This window comes from Flavobacterium eburneipallidum, assembly GCF_027111355.2.
Classification (GTDB): Bacteria; Bacteroidota; Bacteroidia; order Flavobacteriales; family Flavobacteriaceae; genus Flavobacterium; species Flavobacterium eburneipallidum.
In genome coordinates this window covers 1,783,795-1,799,207 of the sequence record NZ_CP114291.2, presented here as the reverse complement: position 1 = coordinate 1,799,207, position 15,413 = coordinate 1,783,795, and the positions used below count along the sequence as shown (strand labels likewise).

At 34.2% G+C, this 15,413-nt stretch carries 17 protein-coding genes and 1 pseudogene; 12 read left to right on the top strand and 6 right to left on the bottom strand.

Annotation, left to right across the window (positions count from 1 at the left end):
* The first annotated feature begins 62 nt into the window (after positions 1-62).
* The gene (locus OZP15_RS07395) at positions 63-620 is read left to right on the top strand and encodes a DUF3575 domain-containing protein (protein ID WP_281337417.1); all 558 of its coding nucleotides are present in this window, start codon (positions 63-65) and stop codon (positions 618-620) included.
* Here OZP15_RS07395 and OZP15_RS07390 read toward each other — a convergent pair.
* Positions 617-847, bottom strand: coding sequence for a VF530 family protein (locus OZP15_RS07390; protein WP_281337416.1), 231 nt, complete (start codon positions 845-847; stop codon positions 617-619). The two genes, OZP15_RS07395 and OZP15_RS07390, sit on opposite strands and share 4 nt — an antisense overlap.
* A 70-nt stretch (positions 848-917) precedes the next feature.
* On the opposite strand from OZP15_RS07390, the gene smpB reads away from it, so the two are divergent.
* Together smpB and OZP15_RS07380 are read left to right on the top strand one after the other, a co-directional pair.
* Positions 918-1,370 (top strand): SsrA-binding protein SmpB, encoded by a 453-nt coding sequence (gene smpB / locus OZP15_RS07385; protein ID WP_281337415.1) that lies wholly within the window; start codon positions 918-920, stop codon positions 1,368-1,370.
* Positions 1,371-1,439: 69 nt separating this feature from the next.
* Positions 1,440-2,489, top strand: coding sequence for a Fic family protein (locus OZP15_RS07380; protein WP_269227806.1), 1,050 nt, complete (start codon positions 1,440-1,442; stop codon positions 2,487-2,489).
* Positions 2,490-2,515: 26 nt separating this feature from the next.
* Here OZP15_RS07380 and OZP15_RS07375 read toward each other — a convergent pair whose 3' ends face one another.
* Positions 2,516-3,157: a protein-L-isoaspartate(D-aspartate) O-methyltransferase gene (locus OZP15_RS07375; RefSeq protein WP_269227805.1), complete on the bottom strand. Its 642-nt coding sequence runs from the start codon at positions 3,155-3,157 to the stop codon at positions 2,516-2,518.
* 132 nt (positions 3,158-3,289) lie between these two features.
* Here OZP15_RS07375 and OZP15_RS07370 point away from each other — a divergent pair, with 132 nt between their 5' ends.
* From OZP15_RS07370 to OZP15_RS07335, 8 genes and pseudogenes are all read left to right on the top strand, one after another.
* Positions 3,290-4,255, top strand: a complete 966-nt coding sequence (locus tag OZP15_RS07370) for a Gfo/Idh/MocA family protein (protein WP_269227804.1) — start codon at positions 3,290-3,292, stop codon at positions 4,253-4,255.
* Positions 4,256-4,258: 3 nt separating this feature from the next.
* Positions 4,259-4,768, top strand: a pseudogene (locus OZP15_RS07365) (3-hydroxyacyl-CoA dehydrogenase NAD-binding domain-containing protein); the annotation flags it as partial.
* A 49-nt stretch (positions 4,769-4,817) separates the two neighbouring features.
* A complete protein-coding gene (locus OZP15_RS07360) occupies positions 4,818-5,231 on the top strand; it encodes a hypothetical protein (protein WP_269227803.1) in 414 nt (137 codons plus the stop codon).
* A gap of 1 nt (position 5,232) precedes the next feature.
* The gene (locus OZP15_RS07355) at positions 5,233-5,898 is read left to right on the top strand and encodes a YggS family pyridoxal phosphate-dependent enzyme (protein ID WP_269227802.1); all 666 of its coding nucleotides are present in this window, start codon (positions 5,233-5,235) and stop codon (positions 5,896-5,898) included.
* A 93-nt stretch (positions 5,899-5,991) separates the two neighbouring features.
* Entirely contained in the window at positions 5,992-7,353 is a 1,362-nt protein-coding gene (locus OZP15_RS07350) for an exonuclease domain-containing protein (RefSeq protein ID WP_281337414.1), read from the top strand.
* A 10-nt stretch (positions 7,354-7,363) separates the two neighbouring features.
* Positions 7,364-8,209 (top strand): ion transporter, encoded by an 846-nt coding sequence (locus OZP15_RS07345; RefSeq protein WP_281337413.1) that lies wholly within the window; start codon positions 7,364-7,366, stop codon positions 8,207-8,209.
* A 153-nt stretch (positions 8,210-8,362) separates the two neighbouring features.
* A complete protein-coding gene (miaA, locus tag OZP15_RS07340) occupies positions 8,363-9,265 on the top strand; it encodes a tRNA (adenosine(37)-N6)-dimethylallyltransferase MiaA (protein WP_281337412.1) in 903 nt (300 codons plus the stop codon).
* A 209-nt stretch (positions 9,266-9,474) separates the two neighbouring features.
* Positions 9,475-10,215: an acyl-[acyl-carrier-protein] thioesterase gene (locus OZP15_RS07335; RefSeq protein WP_269227801.1), complete on the top strand. Its 741-nt coding sequence runs from the start codon at positions 9,475-9,477 to the stop codon at positions 10,213-10,215.
* 63 nt (positions 10,216-10,278) lie between these two features.
* Here OZP15_RS07335 and OZP15_RS07330 read toward each other — a convergent pair whose 3' ends face one another.
* From OZP15_RS07330 to OZP15_RS07320, 3 genes are read right to left on the bottom strand one after another with little or no spacing between them, the layout of a single operon-like run.
* A complete protein-coding gene (locus OZP15_RS07330; RefSeq protein WP_269227800.1) occupies positions 10,279-10,899 on the bottom strand; it encodes an L-threonylcarbamoyladenylate synthase in 621 nt (206 codons plus the stop codon).
* A 51-nt stretch (positions 10,900-10,950) separates the two neighbouring features.
* Positions 10,951-11,400, bottom strand: coding sequence for a hypothetical protein (locus OZP15_RS07325; RefSeq protein ID WP_269227799.1), 450 nt, complete (start codon positions 11,398-11,400; stop codon positions 10,951-10,953).
* A gap of 10 nt (positions 11,401-11,410) precedes the next feature.
* A complete protein-coding gene (locus tag OZP15_RS07320; RefSeq protein ID WP_281337411.1) occupies positions 11,411-13,744 on the bottom strand; it encodes an ATP-dependent helicase in 2,334 nt (777 codons plus the stop codon).
* 215 nt (positions 13,745-13,959) lie between these two features.
* Here OZP15_RS07320 and OZP15_RS07315 point away from each other — a divergent pair, with 215 nt between their 5' ends.
* Positions 13,960-14,253: a DUF3817 domain-containing protein gene (locus OZP15_RS07315; RefSeq protein ID WP_269227798.1), complete on the top strand. Its 294-nt coding sequence runs from the start codon at positions 13,960-13,962 to the stop codon at positions 14,251-14,253.
* Positions 14,254-14,319: 66 nt separating this feature from the next.
* Here the strand turns inward: OZP15_RS07315 and OZP15_RS07310 are convergent, their stop codons facing one another.
* Complete coding sequence (locus tag OZP15_RS07310) at positions 14,320-15,360, bottom strand: o-succinylbenzoate synthase (protein ID WP_269227797.1); 1,041 nt, start codon at positions 15,358-15,360, stop codon at positions 14,320-14,322.
* Between the last annotated feature and the right edge of the window lie 53 nt (positions 15,361-15,413).

Genomic DNA, 15,413 nt, shown 5'->3' with positions numbered 1-15,413 from the left:
CATCAATCTATAATCTTTATATTCGCATCGCAAATTTTGATTTTTCACAAATAATATAATTCATGAAAAAAGTAGTCCTATTTAGCTTTCTTTTACTATCATTTTATTCTCAATCGCAAACTTATGTCAAAGGAAATGCTGTAACAGCATTAGCTTTAGTACCAAACATAGGAATTGAAACTAGTATTGGAAAAAAATCTACATTTCAATTTGATGCACTAGCTTCTTTCTGGAGTTCTATAAAAGGTAAACCTTATGAATTTTATACATTTACTACTGAATACAGATACCATTTTCACGAAAAATTTAATGGCTTTTATGCAGGAGCCAATGCGGGTTTCGATAGTTATAATCTAACAAAGTGGAACTATATTGATATAGGAGTACACCAAATAGGTGTTGGTTATACCCTTGGTGCAACTATAGGTTATGAAAAAAAAATAAATAAAAGATTAATGCTTGATTTTTTTATTGGTGGAGGAAATCATCAAGGTTTTTATCACAGTTATTACATAGAAACTGGCAAAAGATTTGAGCTTGACCACGCTAAAGGTAGAAATAAAAGTGGTGAATGGATCCCTTACCGTGGTGGTTTGATGATTTCGTATCGCCTGAATTAATTCTTAAATTTAGGAATTGTTCTGACATACAATTCTTCTACTTTTTTTCTGGCCCAATCTGTTTTTCGCAAGAAAGTCAGACTTGATTTTATACTTGGATTATCTGTAAAGCATTTGATTTTAATTAATTCGCCTAAAGTATCGAATCCATAATAATCGACAAGTTGTTCCAAAATTTTCTGTAAAGTAATTCCGTGAAGCGGATCTTTTGATTGTGGCTTTTCCATATTGCAAATTTATGGCATTTTTATATATTTCTTTGGTGTTTCATTCATTTGTATTTACATTTGCTGTCCCATGCAAAAAAACGTCAACATACTTAATAAAAGAGCCCGATTCGATTACGAAATACTCGAAAAATTTACCGCTGGAATCGTTTTGGCTGGAACCGAAATAAAATCCATTCGTTTAGGGAAAGCCAATATCACCGAAAGTTTCTGCGAATTTAGCGGAACAGAACTTTTCGCTATCAATACTTATATCGAAGAATATGCTTTTGGCAATCAATTTAATCATAAATCCAGAAGCGAACGCAAATTATTGCTGAACAAACGTGAATTGAAAGGACTTGCTCGAAGTGTTCAAGCTAAAGGATTAACCATCGTTCCTCTAAAACTGTTTACCAACGAAAAAGGAATAGCAAAACTCGAAATTGGCCTTTGCAAAGGAAAAAAAACATACGATAAACGAGAATCCTTGAAAGAACAAGACACCAAACGCGATTTGGACAGAATAAAAAAATCTTTCTAAAATTTTGGAAAGATTTTTTTTATTACAAATTTATGACTAAATTTGTCTTGACATATAAAGTATATAAAAATGAAAACACTACTCAAAAATGCAAGAGAGCAAAAAGGATTGAAAACAAGAGAAGTGGCACAACTTTTAGGAATTGATCAAGCGCTAATCAGCAAATTCGAAAACGGATCTAGAAAACCAACCAAAGATCAAATTGTTAAATTGGCTTCTTTATTGGATATTGATTTTGAAACCTTGATGGTTGCTTGGCTCAAAGAGAAAATCCTTTACGAAATTGGAAATGATGAATTTGCTCTAAAAGCTATCAATATGGTAAGCGAAGAAATGAATAACAATTATGTTGTTACAAAAAAATCACTTTCCAAAAAACTATTGACTATTCTAGAAGAAATTGACATTTTGAAAGCAAAATTAAATCAATTTCGTCAATTTGATAGTTATAGAATTGCACAAGCATTGGAACTTGAATATACTTTTGAAAGCAATCGCATCGAAGGAAACACTATGACACTTCGTGAAACAGATTTGGTCATCAACGAAGGCTTGACTATTTCTGGAAAAAGTATGCGAGAACATCTTGAAGTAATCAATCATCAAGAAGCTATTGGATATATCAAACATTTGATGGATAAAAATACGCCTTTAAATGAGCGAGAAGTTTTATCTATTCACAACTTGATTTTACGAGGTATCAATCCTGAAGATGCAGGTCGTTACCGCAAAGTTCAAGTGATGATAAAAGGAAGTCCGTTTATGCCTCCTCAACCTTTTATGGTTAGCAAGGAAATGGAAGATTTTTTTATTTGGTATGAAACCCATAAAAACAGCTTACATCCCATAGTTTTGGCTGGAGAAATGCACGAGCGTTTGGTTACTATTCATCCTTTTATTGATGGAAACGGAAGAACTTCTCGTTTGGTAATGAATCTTATTCTATTGCAAAATGGCTATGTAATTGCTAATATCAAAGGAGATTACGAAAACAGAATGCAGTATTATACAGCGCTAGAAACCGCTCAAACCAAAAACAATAAAGAAGATTTTCTCTTATTTATTGCTCAAATCGAGAAAGAAAGTTTAGAACGTTATCTAGCGATTATTGGTCAATAAAAATCCCGCAATTGCGGGATTTTGTTTTAATTTTTATTTTCTAATAAAGGGACGAATTTAAAATCTCCAAACTCGTGTTTCTCAAACTGGGTTTCATTCTTTCGGATTAGCAAAGTCATAATCTGATTTTCTTCACCAAGCGGAATAACCAACCTTCCTCCTATCTTTAATTGAGCCATCAAAGCCTGCGGAATTATTGGCGCACCTGCTGTTACAATAATACTATCAAAAGGAGCATGATTAGGCAAACCTTTATAACCATCTCCAAAAGAAAGATGTTTGGGTCTGATTCCTAATTTTGGCAATAAAATCGAGGTTTGTTTGAATAGTTCATTTTGTCTTTCTACGCTGTAAACTTTTGCACCCATCAAACACAAAACAGCCGTTTGATAGCCTGAACCTGTTCCTATTTCTAGGATTTTGTGATCTTTTTGCACTTCCAATAGTTGACTTTGAAAAGCGACTGTATAAGGTTGCGAAATCGTTTGACCAGCGGCAATAGGAAAAGCCTTATCCTGATAAGCAAAATCAGCAAAACTAGAATTCAAAAAAAGATGTCTTGGAATTTTATTGATGGCTTCCAAAACACTTTTATCAGTAATTCCTTTTCCTTTCAAAAGGGTTACTAATTGATTACGAAGTCCTTGATGTTTGGCAGTGTCTTTCAAAATTTTGGCTAGTTTATTTTGGTAAAATTAAACTTTAAAATCTCAAAAATCAAGTACGAATTTCTAAAACTTTAAACCTCAAACTTTACGCCATTAATAAAATAATTATACATTTGTTAAAAATCTTTTTTTATGTTAAAAGTAGGAGTTTTAGGTGCTGGACACCTTGGAAAAATACATTTACGATTATTACAACAATCTGAAAAATACGAATTAGTTGGTTTTTATGACGAAAATCATGAAAACGGAGCAAAAGTAGCACAAGAATTTGGATACAAACAATTCTCCACCATTGCCACATTAATCCATGCTGTTGATGTGATTGACATTGTAACACCAACGCTTTCTCATTACAAATGTGCTAGAGTTGCTATCAAATCAGGCAAACACGTGTTTATAGAAAAACCTATTTCTACCACCGTTGCCGAAGCAGAAGAAATTATAGCTTTGGCTAATGAATACAAGGTAAAAGGCCAAGTAGGACACGTAGAAAGATTCAATCCTGCGTTTAAAGCCACAAAGGATATGATTGAAAACCCGATGTTTATTGAAACGCATCGTTTGGCCGAATTCAATCCTCGTGGTACGGATGTTCCTGTGGTTTTAGACTTGATGATTCACGATATTGATGCGATTTTGAGTGTAGTGAATTCGAAAGTTAAAGACGTTCATGCCAGCGGTGTTTCGGTAATTAGTGAAACTCCTGATATTGCCAATGCTCGAATTGAATTCGAAAATGGCTGTGTTGCTAATTTAACAGCGAGCAGAATTTCCCTTAAAAATATGCGTAAATCACGTTTCTTCCAAAAAGATGCTTATATCTCTGTTGACTTTTTAGAGAAAAAATGTGAGGTCGTAAAAATGAAAGACGCACCAGAAATCCCTGGTGATTTTGACATTATTCTGCAAAATGCCGAAGGGGTTAAAAAACAAATCTACTTTTCTAATCCTGATGTGGAGCAAAATAATGCCATTCTGGATGAATTAGAATCCTTTGCAGATGCTATCAATAACGATACTACTCCTGTTGTGACTTTGGAACAAGCTACAGAAGCATTGCGTGTTGCTTACCAAATTATTGATTGTTTCAAAAAATAAAAGATGAAAATAATTGCCGTCATCGGAACAGGAACAATGGGCAACGGCATTGCGCATACTTTTGCACAAAGTGGCTTCACCGTAAAACTGATTGATGTTTCCGAGAAAGCTTTGGATAAAGGAATGGCAACTATTTTTGCCAATTTAGACCGAATGGTTGCCAAAGGAACCATTTCCGAAGAAGATAAGTTCAAGACCTTAAATAACATAATTACCTATACGGATATTGAAGACGGAGTTGTAGGTGTGGATTTGGTTGTTGAAGCATCCACTGAAAATCTGGACTTAAAACTGAAAATTTTTAAGCAATTGAATGAAATTTGTTCACACAATACGATTTTTGTAACTCAAAATAATTGCATTGATTCGATAAGTAAAATCATAGCGCATCCTGAACGACTTATTGGTTTGAATTTTTTATTAGAATCTGATAATTCCAATACTGAAATCAATCCAATTGTCCTTAATTTGTTTCAAAAACTGGATAAATCTGCGCTTGAGTACTATGGTTTTGGTGAAAGTAAAAAAGCAGAGAAAGTGGCGAAGCAGTTTAATTAAAGTTATGAAAAAACTAATTTTCATTTTTATAGCTATACAATCCTTTTCTATGAGAGCTGATACAATTACAAATTGGCAGCTTTACAAAGACAACAAAATTTTATTGAAAAGTAATGAATTTGAAAAAAAATCAAAAATTGGTATTATATATTTCAACGATAATTTTAAAAGTTTAAATTTTAATATTTTCTATGATTTTTTTGGCGATAAAACGTTTAAGAAAATTGAATTTATTGTCGAAAATAAAATAATTCAGTCCGTTTCTGTTTATGATGATGTTCGCTTAAGTTTTAAAATCAAAAAAGAAAAATTAAATCTATTATTCGGGAAATATAGAAATGCAGAAATAATATTAAAATATTACGACAAAATAAATCCCAAAGGAATTATAATTGGACGATTAAAAATTAAATCTTGAAATGTCAATAAAAAATAACCTCCTCCAAATAAAATCCACTTTACCATCAACTGTAACCCTTGTTGCTGTTTCTAAAACCAAACCTATTCCTGATTTGATGGAAGCTTACGATGCTGGTCAACGCATTTTTGGCGAAAACAAAATCCAGGAAATGGCAGAGAAATGGGAAGCGATGCCAAAAGACATCGAATGGCACATGATTGGTCACGTCCAGACGAATAAGGTCAAATTTATGGCGCCTTTCGTGAGTTTGATTCACGGCGTGGACAGCTTGAAATTACTGCACGAAATAAACCGACAAGCCAAAAAAAACAATAGAATCATCGATTGTTTGCTTCAAATTTATATCGCCGAAGAAGAAAGTAAATTTGGTTTAGACGAAGATGAATTATCTGGAATTATTCGTTTCATCACTCAAAACAATGAAATTTATAAAAACATTCGAATCGTTGGATTAATGGGAATGGCTACTTTTACGGACAATCAAGAACAAATCAAGAAAGAATTCACGCATTTGAAATCAATTTTCGACAATCATAAGAATCTGAAATCTGAAATCTGCAATCTGAAATCTCTTTCTATGGGAATGTCTGGCGATTATCAACTCGCAATTGAATGCGGAAGTACAATGGTTCGGATAGGAAGTAGTATATTTGGGGGACGATAAATATCAATGGCAATTTGATCCTAATAAAGATAAGATTCCTACGGAATGACAAACTGAAACTGAACACTAAAAACTGAACACCGAACACTTATTTTGTACGCCATACTCGACATAGAAACTACAGGAGGACAATTCAACGAAGAAGGAATTACGGAAATTGCTATTTATAAATTTGATGGTCACGAAATCGTGGATCAGTTCATTAGTTTAGTCAATCCTGAAATTCCGATTCAGCCTTTTGTAGTGAAATTGACTGGAATTAATAATGCAATGTTACGCTCTGCTCCAAAGTTTTTTGAAGTAGCCAAACGCATTATCGAAATGACTAACGATTGCGTTTTGGTGGCACACAACGCCGATTTTGATTATCGAATACTTCGCACGGAATTTCGTCGTTTGGGTTATGACTTTAATGTAAAAACACTTTGTACAGTAGAATTATCCAAAAGATTATTACCCGAACAACCTTCTCACAGCCTTGGAAAATTGGTTCGAGCTTTAGGAATCCCAATGGCAGACAGACATCGTGCCAGCGGAGATGCAATGGCAACTGTGAAGTTATTCAAAATGCTTTTGGATAAAGATTTGAACAAAGAAATCGTCAAAGAACTCATCAAATTTGAAATCAAAAAAGGAATTGCTCCTAAACTGATGGATATTGTAGAAAGTTTGCCTTCACGAACTGGGGTTTATTACGTTCACGACGAAAAAGGAAAGCTCATATATATTGGAAAAAGCCGAAATATAAAAAAACGCATCAATCAGCATTTTACAGGAACTACAACCAAATGCAAAAAAATTCAAACCGAAGTTTATACCGTAACTTATGATGAAACGGGCAGTGAACTCATAGCTTTATTGAAAGAAAGCCAAGAGATAAAAATCAACAAACCCATGCTTAATCGGGCGCAAAGAAAAAGTATTTTTCAATTTGCACTTTATGCCGAGAAAGATGAAAATGGCTATTTGAATTTAATTTTGCAAAAAGCAGATGGTCGAAAAAAAGAAATTACTTCTTTCGCCTCCCTACAAGAAGCAAAAAATGCGTTGTTTAGAATTACATCGCATTACCATTTGTGCCAAAAGTATACAGGATTGTACATCACTAAAAAAGAATGTTTTCAATATAAAACAAAAGAATGTGATGGAGCTTGTATTGGCGAAGTTTTACCCGAAGAATACAATTTAAGAGTACTCGAATTTATCGATAGAAATAGTTTTGAAGACAACAATTTGATAATCATAGACAAAGGTCGAAATAGTAGTGAACACAGTGCGGTTTTAATTGAAAACGGAATTTACAAAGGCTATGCTTTTTATGATTTGAATTACCAAATTACCAATATCGAAATCCTGAAAAACATTCTTATTCCGATGGAGAACAATCGAGATACTCGAAATATTATTCAGGCTTATATCCGAAAAAGCAAAACCTTGAAAATAATCAAATTCTAATATTTGCATTATGCGACAACCAAAAACAAAACTCAACATTCTCAGGCAAAGAATCCACATCATCATATATGGTTCGGATACAAAAGCTGGAAGATTATTTGACCTGATTTTATTGGGACTAATTCTCTTGAGTGTTTTTTGTGTTATGCTTGAAACCGTCAAAGGGTTTGATGTAAAATACCATCATGAACTCATTATCCTCGAATGGATTATAACTGTATTTTTCACCCTTGAATATATCCTTCGAATCATTACGACCAATACACCTCGAAGATATATTTTCAGTTTCTTCGGTATTATCGATTTGATTGCTATTTTACCCATGTATCTGTCCTTTTTCTTCGTAGGATCAAAGGTCTTTTCTGTAATTCGAGCCTTGCGATTACTACGATTATTCAAAATATTAAACCATCCAAAATTCATGGGGCAATCCCAGCATTTATTAAGAGCATTGGATGCCAGCAGACGAAAAATTACCATTTTCCTCTATTTTATCATTATTAGTACTATCCTTATTGGATCATTGATGTATGTAGTCGAAGGAGAAGAAAACGGATTTACGAGCATACCAACAAGCATTTATTGGACAATAGTAACCCTAACAACCGTGGGCTATGGCGACATTTCACCAGGAACTCCATTAGGACAATTTATCGCCTCAATGGTTATGATTTTAGGTTACGGAATCATTGCTGTTCCCACGGGAATTGTAACTGCTGAATTTGCAAAAACGAACGCTAGTAATACTGATAATACCGAACCAGAAAAAAACAAATGCGGCAATTGTGGCGCAGAAAATCATTATAAAAGTGCCCATTTTTGTTATCATTGTGGTTATCCTTTTACAACCAATTAATTAGAAGCTATTCCAGCTGTACACTGCAACTCCTCGTTATTCAAGTTGTTTTTCTAAAGCTGTAAAAGGAGCTTCCGTTGGTCGCTCTTTTACACCAAGAAAAACTAACTTTCACAACTGCGGGGTTTCCGTTTCCATCTGGGCTAAAAAAATATGAAATACTTAATTACCATCGTTGGACCAACAGCTATAGGAAAAACTTCCTTAAGTATCGACTTGGCACAACATTTCAATTGCGATATTATTTCCTGTGACAGCCGTCAGTTTTTCAAGGAAATGTGTATTGGCACTGCTGTTCCAACAACCGAAGAATTGGCAGGAGCGCAACACCATTTTATCCAAAATAAATCCATTTTTGAAAATTATACCGTAGGCGATTTCGAAAAAGAAGCCATTGCTAAATTGGACGAATTATTCTTAACCAATGATTATGCTGTAATGGTTGGTGGTTCTGGTTTATATGTGGATGCAGTCTTAAAAGGCTTTGATGATTTTCCTGAAATTGATGCTTCGGTTCGGGAGGAAGTAACTTCTAATTATGAAAAATTAGGAATCGAATACCTGCAAACCGAATTAGAAAAACGAGATTCCAATTATTTTGAAGTCGTTGCCAGAGAAAATCCACAACGGATGATGCGTGCTTTGGAAGTTTGTATTGGTACTGGAAAACCGTATTCATCCTTTTTAAACCAAAAGAAAAAAACGCGTAACTTCACCCCTATTCTCATTGGTTTAGAAGCCGAAAGAAGCGTAATTTACAATAGAATCAACCAGCGAGTTGACATTATGATGAACGAGGGTTTATTGGCAGAAGCCAAAGAATTATTGCCTCACAAAGATTTGAATGCGTTACAAACTGTGGGTTACCGAGAATTATTCCGTTATTTTGAGGGCGAAATCTCCTTGGAATTTGCCATTGAAGAAATCAAGAAAAACACACGACGATTTGCCAAACGACAACTCACTTGGTTCAAAAGAAACGAAAATACCAAATGGTTTGATTATCTCACGAATAGAAAGGATATTATTAAGTATATAAAGAACGATTTAATATGAACACATTAAAACTAATAAGTAAAATCGTATTTCTAATTTTCACTATATATTTGATAGTTCCATATTCTATGGCATTAGCAATGAAAATTGAGGAGCCCCATCTTAAGAATCTCAATACTAAAGAATTCATTATTTTTGGAATCATATTATTAGCTCTCGTTTTTATTAACTATAAACTATTTTCTCCTTATTTTAAAACAAAAAAATAAATGCCAATAGATCCTAATTTTAGTTCCATTTTAAGCCTTGATTACGAAATCAATTTTACACAATGTTTGCCATCGGGAGGATTGAAATATACTGAACTTTGTAATCTACTGCAACTTTCGGCAGCTACACACGCAGAAATGGGAGGCATTAGTTTTACGGACATGCAAGCGTTTAATCAGGCTTGGGTATTGAGCAGAATACGAGTTGAAATCAAGGAATTACCACGATGGAAAGATACAGTTACCGTTAAAACTTGGATTAATACTTTGGAAAATTCCCGTTCTGTCAGAGCTTTAGAAATTTATCGCAATGGGGAAAAAATCATCGGTGCCGAAACCTTTTGGGCTGTATTCAATACCGAGAAACGCCGTCCTGAAAATTTGATGTTGGAACACGAACATTTTGAATTATTTCCAGAAATGAAAGCTACTAATCTGGGTTTTTCAAAAATTGAAATTCATCCCGAGAAAGAAGAACTTTTTGAAAAAACAGTGATTCTATCCGATTTAGATATTGTAAATCATGTCAATCACGTGAAATATCTAGAATGGTGCATGGATGTAGTGGACGAAAATATTATTCTGCAACAAAAAGTAAGGAGTTTTGAAATGAACTTTATGAGAGAACTTTCGATTCGAGATAAGGTTATGATTCACGAAAATCTTTCAGATGAAATCATTGTTTTCAGTATTACCAAAGAAAATAAAAACTGTTTTGCCTTGCAATTAAACTTAATATAAGATTTTTGCTTTTAAACATTTAGCTGTATTATTTTCAACAAGCACTTAAACAAAAACACAACTTTAAAGTATATCTAAACTTCCTTTACCTTCACGAACAACAACAGGTTCATGTCCTGATAAATCAATAATGGTCGAAGCGGTATTATCGCCATAACCTCCATCAATAACCATATCGACAAGATTTTGCCATTTTTCGAAAATAAGTTCTGGGTCGGTGGTGTATTCAATCACTTCGTCTTCATCTCGAATAGAGGTTGTAACAATTGGATTTCCAAGTTGTCTTACAATTTCTAAAGTAATATTATTTTCAGGTACACGAATACCTACAGTTGTTTTCTTTTTGAATTCTTTTGGCAAATTATTATTTCCGGGTAAAATAAAGGTGTAAGGTCCAGGCAAAGATTTTTTTAGCAATTTAAACGTGGCTGTATCAACTTGCTTCACATAATCAGAAAGATTACTCAAATCATGACAAATGAACGAAAACTTCGCTTTATCTAGCTTCACTCCTTTTATTTTAGCAATCCGCTCCAAAGCTTTGCTATTGGTAATATCACATCCCAAACCATAAACAGTATCAGTTGGATAAATTACTAAACCACCGTCTTGCAAAACCTTCACGACTTTGGCTATTGCTGCTTCGCTGGGTTTGTCTTCGTATATTTTTATGAATTGTGCCATTTTATTATTTTTCCGTGAATCGTGTATAATATTATCAAAGTATAATGTTTTTTATATTGGATCATTATCAATCCAAATCAACCAATTATCTCCTATTCCAAAAACTTCGATAGGACTTGAATCCGATTGATAATATCCCTTTTTAGTTTTCAAAGTGTCGCAAGTTGTAAATTTTAAATATTGAGTTCCTATAGAATTATCCCAATCTTTTTGATATTCAACTTCTTGACATTCGGGGCTATTTCTAACAGATATATATTTAATTTGTCTATCTTTTAATTTATCTGCAATTGATTTATCTAAATCATTCGGACTTATTAGTTCACCCAACTTGTAATTTACCGTTTTATCTTTTAAAATACATTGAGTTAAATTATTCCATTCCTTTTTCTCTTCATTAAATTCCTTAATTCTTTCTAGAATTATTTCTCTCCGACCGTCTTTGCCAACATTACAGGAAATCAGAGTAAAAAAGAATAAAGTAAATAATATATTTTTCATCTGTCTAATTTTACCCAATAACATCCAATTTCGCAAAACGCAATAACAATTTCTTAATCCCTCCCACTTCAAATTTGATTTCTGCTTTTTTGTCTGCGCCAACGCCTTCAAGGTTTAAGACTTCACCTTTGCCAAAACGTTCGTGCATTACAATATTTCCTGCGACAAGTTTGTTGTCAAATAAATTAGCAGTTCCTGAACCCGAATTACTCGAAACAGGTTTTAGTTTTCGAATGTTCATATCGGGTTTTGGTTCGTTACTGGTAACATAATTAGGTGGCGTTCCAGCAACAGGTTTTGCCAAACGCAATTTGGATTTATCGACATCACCAAAAATATCACTATCAATCATTGGTTTGTAACGGTAATTATTTTCGGCTGGAGTCAGGTATTCTAAATATTGACTATCTATTTCTTCAATAAAACGCGAAGGCTCACTATCGGTCAATTTTCCCCAACGGTAGCGAGATTGCGAATAGGTCAAATAAGCTTGATGTTCGGCACGGGTTAAAGCTACATAAAACAAACGACGTTCTTCTTCAAGTTCGCTTCGGGTACTCATACTCATCGCACTGGGGAACAAATCTTCTTCCATTCCGACCACAAAAACGTGTGGAAATTCCAATCCTTTAGCCAAATGTATGGTCATCAGAGCCACACGGTCTTCGTCGCTGGTATCTTTGTCCAAATCGGTAGCTAACGCTACGTCTTCCATAAATTCAGATAACGCACCACGAGCTCCATCAATTTCTCTTTGACCTTCGGTGAAATCCTTGATACCGTTTAATAGTTCCTCAATATTTTGAACTTTTGCCATTCCTTCTGGAGTCGCATCTTTTTTTAATTCCTGAACCAATCCTGTTTTTTTGGCCACGTGATCGGTGATAAAAAAAGCATCTTGATTTTCGTTAATAACTTGAAAACTCTCAATCATCGTTACAAAATCTTGCAATTTTTGCTTGGTTCCCGAGTTCAGTTTCAAGTCGATTTTGTCAATATTCTTCATTACTTCGAATATCGAACGCTTGTAATGATTGGCGGCAACGGTAAGCTTTTCAACTGTCGTATCCCCTATTCCACGGGCTGGATAATTGATTACTCGAACCAAGGCTTCTTCATCTTTTGGATTCAAAACCAATCGCAAATAGCACAAAACATCTTTGATTTCTTTTCTTTGGTAAAAAGACAAACCACCGTAAATTCGATACGGAATATCTCTTTTTCGCAACGCATCTTCCATCGCACGGGATTGCGCATTAGTGCGATACAAAATGGCAAACTGACCATTCATCAACTGGTTTTGCATCTTTTGTTCAAAAATCGTACTGGCTACAAAACGCCCTTCTTCTGCATCAGTCAGGCTGCGATGCACTTTTATTTTCGGTCCCAAATCATTGGCTGTCCAAACGATTTTGTCTAATTTGACTTTGTTTTTGTCAATTATCGTATTGGCTGCTTCTACAATATTTTTGGTAGAGCGGTAATTTTGTTCCAATCGAAAGGTTTTCACACCGTCATAATCTTTCTGGAAATTCAGAATGTTATTGATATTGGCACCTCGAAAGGCATAAATACTCTGCGCATCATCGCCTACTACACAAATATTCTGAAATTTATCCGACAAAGCCCTAACAATCAAATACTGCGAATGATTGGTATCTTGGTACTCATCGACTAAAAGATAGCGAAAACGGTTTTGATATTTGGCTAAAACTTCGGGGAAACGAGTTAGTAATTCATTGGTTTTTAACAACAAATCATCAAAATCCATCGCGCCCGCCTTGAAACAGCGATCCACATAATTTTGATAAATTTCGCCCAAACGAGGCTTTTTGCTCATGGCATCGGCTTCTTGCAATTCAGGATTGTTGAAATACGCTTTTACGGTAATTAAACTATTTTTATACGAGGAAATTCTACTTAAAACCTGTTTGGGTTTGTAAACATCTCGATCCAATTGCATTTCTTTAATAATGGCTGAAATGGCTCGCACAGAATCCTGTGAATCATAAATCGTGAAGTTCGTTGGATAACCTAACTTATCAGCTTCAGAACGAAGAATTCGAGCAAAAACGGAGTGAAAAGTTCCCATCCAAAGATTCTTGGCTTCGCTAGAACCCACAATATCAGAGATTCGCTTTTTCATTTCGCGAGCTGCTTTGTTGGTAAAGGTTAGGGACAAAATATTAAAAGCATCCACACCTTGACTCATCAAATATGCAATTCGGATGGTCAACACACGGGTTTTTCCAGAGCCAGCACCAGCAATAATAATCATTGGGCCGTCTTTTTGGAGTACAGGTTCGCGTTGGGCTTCGTTTAGTTGTTCAATATACTTCTGCATAAATTTTTTCTGTTGAATGCAAAAATAAGGATTTAAGCATTAGAAATTGGATTAATCTAAAAGCATTTGCTAGCCATAAAAAGACACACAAGTCAAACTTATTTTAAATAAAGTAAAGACAAAAAAGTAAATTTGTTTAACAAACAAAGCACCAAAAAACCAATGTTAATCCTTAATTTTGTATTCTGAATTATCAACAATAACGCACTTAAATAATGGTCAAAATTTTTAAAATTACCGCAATTCTTGAAGGAATATCCTATTTGGTTTTATTTGTTAATATGCTCTTGATCAAACCCAACAATTTACCACTTTACAAATCTTTACTCTATCCAATAGGAATGTCACACGGCGTTTTATTCATAGGATATGTAGTCTTGGCATTGCTGATTACAAAGTCTCAAAAGTGGGATTTTAAAACACTATCCATCGTATTAATAGCTTCTTTACTACCTTTTGCTACTTTTTATGTTGAAAAGAAATATGTAAAAATCCCTCAAAGCGTATAACGAAATAGGTTTTAAATAAATAAAAAATACTGCTAATTCACACTTTGAATCAGCGGTATTTTTTATTTATAGATCAAAATTAAAGTCCCAATCCAGTTCTCTTTTATACCACAATTGCCCTTGAGAAACAGTCAAAGGACAATTAAAATTATTGATATATAATGCTCCTGTTCCTAGTCCTTGAGGCATTAAATTGTTTTGTAAAAACGTCCATTGTGCGATGGCATTTAATCCAATATTCGATTCTAAAGCCGAGGTAATCCACCAACCGATGTTGTATTTTTCGGCAAGCAAAATCCACTCTTTTGTACCTCGAAAGCCACCTATAAAACTAGGCTTCAAAATAATGTATTGAGGCTTGATTTTTTGCAGTAAAGCTTCTTTTTCTTCCAGTGAAAACACTCCAATTAGCTCTTCATCAAGAGCAATGGGAATTGGAGTGGTTTTACACAGCTCTGCCATACTGTCAGTGTTATTTTTTTGAATTGGCTGCTCAATACTATGTAATTCAAATTCAGACAATTGATTTAATTTATATAAAGCTAAATATGTATCAAAAGCACCATTAGCATCCACCCGAATTTCCACTTGTTCTGGAGTAAAATATTGACGAATATAACGCAATAATTGTAGTTCTTGATCGAAATCTATAGCACCAATTTTGAGTTTTACACACTTAAAACCATCGGCTAGTTTTTCCTCGATTTGTTGCTTCATAAAAGCCTCTTCTCCCATCCAAACCAAGCCATTAATCTCGATACTTTTTTTGCCATTAGTAAAGTCCGAAGGAAAGAGTAAAAAAGGGTTTTCACTGCCTAAAGATTGAAATGCCATTTCAACCCCAAACTGTATCGAAGGAAACTCGATTAAGGCTTCCCAAAGTTGGTTTTCTCCTAAATTAATATTATCACAAACCCATTGTAATTTGGCTTCATAATCTGGTCGATCATCTGCACTCAAACCTCTCAAAATACCACACTCACCTATTCCTCTTTTACTATCCTTTTCCAGAATAATAAACCAGGTTTCTTTTTCGGTCATAATGCCTCGGGAAGTTCCTGAAGGTCGTTTGAAATTGAGAATGTATTTGTGGTAGGTTGCTTTCAAGGGCTGAATGTTGTAGGTTGTGTGTTTAAGAATCTAGTCTTTTATGTCATTGC